Origin of the sequence: Nostoc cf. edaphicum LEGE 07299 (assembly GCF_015207245.1) — a bacterium.
GTDB lineage: Bacteria > Cyanobacteriota > Cyanobacteriia > Cyanobacteriales > Nostocaceae > Nostoc > Nostoc edaphicum_B.
Genome location: NZ_JADEXF010000911.1, coordinates 1 through 2799, shown reverse-complemented (window position 1 = coordinate 2799; position 2799 = coordinate 1). Strand labels below are relative to the sequence as shown.

The following is a 2799-nucleotide window of genomic DNA, read 5'->3' as shown; positions in this document are numbered from 1 at the left end:
CTATGCGATCGCGTCATCTCAAATCCAAATTGTCTGAGGGAGAAACAGCCGCCATTTCAGAAATAATCTGCAACCAAGTAGGAATTTGGATCTCAGATGGCAATTCCCCAGCTGCCAAATATCTTAGCAAACTTTCTTTTTTTGAAAGGTTTTGCAGACTCGGAATAATCTGGTCCAAAATACCTTTTAGTTCGGAATTAATTTGCTGATTAACTGCGCTAACATACTGCACAAGATGGAGCCTGGCACTAGCAGTAATTTCATCTCGCAGTCGCAGTACTAAAAGTTGGTGATTGCTCGATCTGGGTAAGCCTTGGCTTTTCTCTGGTGCCCAATCAAAGATTTGACCAACGTTGTGTTTATCGTCTTGACGTGCTAAAGGAAAGATAATTTCAGGTGCAACAGTTTTATCTTTACTAGTAATTTCAGCGATAATTGCTTCTTTCCATTCGTTAGGGTCGCATCCTAGCAATAATTTGTAAAAGAGATCCGCATCTTCAAAACCAAATTTTTCTTCGATTTCTTGTTCCATTTCCGGGTGGAAAAATGCCTGCAATTGTTCGCGTTCTGGGGCTATATAATTTGATAATTGGCTCAACAAATCTACCACGGCTTGCTGGATGCGATCGCGGGCAAAATCTTCTACTTCTTTAACGGTTTTCTCAAATACTGGATAAAAATCATCACTCTTAGTTGGAAGGGAAGTATTAACGCGGTTTCCCCGATCGAATAATTTCCCGGCTGCACCTTTAGATTCTGCCAGAGCGATCGCTCCATTATTGGCTTTGTTGAAGAGTAAAGTCCACTGGTTCCAATTGAGGATTCTAAAGGTAAGTTCGTCTTTTACTACATCGCTGACAACAACACCGCGCCGATCTTTAAGTGGTTCTTTGCCGATATCTTTTTGAAAATTTCTGTAGATTTTATCTAAGCTTTCGACCACAAAGCGCAATTCGATAAAAGCCGGACTATCGCCTGTGGGGATACCTTGCTCGTGAATTTCATCTATGATGTCTTTCAAGTGATCTTGTTGCTGACTCACCACATCAGCAGCTCTTTTAGTATCTTCATGCAGTTGCTTCAAACCATGAGTAGCTACGTGAGTTTGAATTAATTCCCGCAGCTTACTAAGTCCGCCATCTTGACTAAAATAACCCAACTGTTTGCCCAAATAGCTACGGGTGTTAGATTCTATCAACCGTTCACTTAATAGCTCCCATTTCTGTTGTAGCCGTTTAGACCTGTCTAGGTAATCAGGATAATCTAAGTTAGCCAAAAATTCTGGTGAGCCTGCTTTGACTGTACTAGAACGTTTTGCCAATTCAGCTAGTCCCAACAGTGGCGACAGTAAAACGATGCGGTCTTTTTGAGTTGTAAATGCTGCTGCACCGTCAATAGTAGTTTGCAGAACTTTGAGCTTTTGGAAAACCGTTTCTTCTTCTAAATGGCTATTTTCAATCAGATGGTCAAGTTCTCTTTCGCCACCCTCGCTATCTAGAGGTAGTTGATCGAAACGACCCACACCGACGAGAATTAAATCTTTCAGGTCTTGTCCCGGTCGCTGCTGCTGCATCATCGTGAAGATTTTATTGGCGCGATCGCTTCCAGGAGATTTACCATTTAGCAATACCAAAATTGTCTGTACTTCTGCCAATTCCCGCAATGACAAAAAGGTATCTCTAGCCCCGGAATTAGCAGCCCCCAATCCCGGAAAGTCGATGAGAATAAATTTAGCTGCATCTGCAAAATCCCAAATTTCCCGTGAGATTTTCACATCGATATCTACGCGGCGGATTAGTGGGAAGCTATTTTGTAATAACTTTGTTGGTAGCCTCTGGGGCGGACTCGGTAATCGGATGTGCGCTGGGGGTAGATCCTCAAATTTCAGAGTTTGGATTGCCATTGGCTGTTCAACGAGCTGTAGCCCCTCGCGGGCAGTTACCGCATCAATTTGGTAGTGCCCACCACACATAACCTCCCCATAAGCTTGATAAGCCCGCAGGAATAATACCAACTCCCGGAGTAAATAACGCATTTCTAAATTGTTACTGCTATCCCATGCTTCTTCACACCAGCTAATAATATCTGTGCCAGAGTTGAGTTTCGATACTGGTATTGGAGGAAGCCCTGCTGCTGTTGTTCGTTTATTGGCTTCCCCTAGCATGAAGCGTAGACACTCGTGTACTCCCTCATGAGAAAGATACTCTACCGTAAAGTTACTTAATTGCGTTGTTGCAAACTCGTCTTGCGGGATAATATGTATGGCGGTAACATTACCTGTAGTGGGGTTTTCACTGACTGGCAAAGCATCTGCATATCCAATTAGACTGCCTAAAAGTAAGGTTTTTCCACTACTAAATTCCCCCATTACACCAATTTTGACAGGCGAAGTTGCCAGGTCTACAGTTTTCTGGGCAGCCGATCGCAAACGAAGAAGACAGTCATCAAGACTAGCTGGAACCCAATCTTCTTGTTTAGAAGGGTACTGGGGCACAGAATCTATCTTTCGGAGGATGAATTCGCCGTACTCCTTAAAACGGCCCAGCTTATCTGGTTCCATAAAGTAGTTTCCGCCTAACATTAATTTCTGTGAGCTTTATAACATAAAAAATGCGATTACCAGCAATTGTTGCAACCAGTTGATATCACATTTAGCATTTCTCTCATTTAATTTGCGATTTTGCTATAGCAATCCTAAAGCATTCGTCAGATTTGTTCTCTTTTTATTGGCATACTTCTTACAAGATACTGTGCGTAACTCTACGAGTAAGCAAGCTATATGTAGTATCTCGTAGAGAG

The 2799-nt window shown here is 42.5% G+C and carries 1 protein-coding gene; it reads right to left on the bottom strand.

Features of this window, described 5'->3' with window-relative positions; genetic code table 11:
- Nucleotides 1-13 precede the first annotated feature (13 nt).
- Nucleotides 14-2560, bottom strand: coding sequence for a P-loop NTPase family protein (locus tag IQ229_RS22500; protein WP_194047554.1), 2547 nt, complete (start codon nt 2558-2560; stop codon nt 14-16).
- Between the last annotated feature and the right edge of the window lie 239 nt (nt 2561-2799).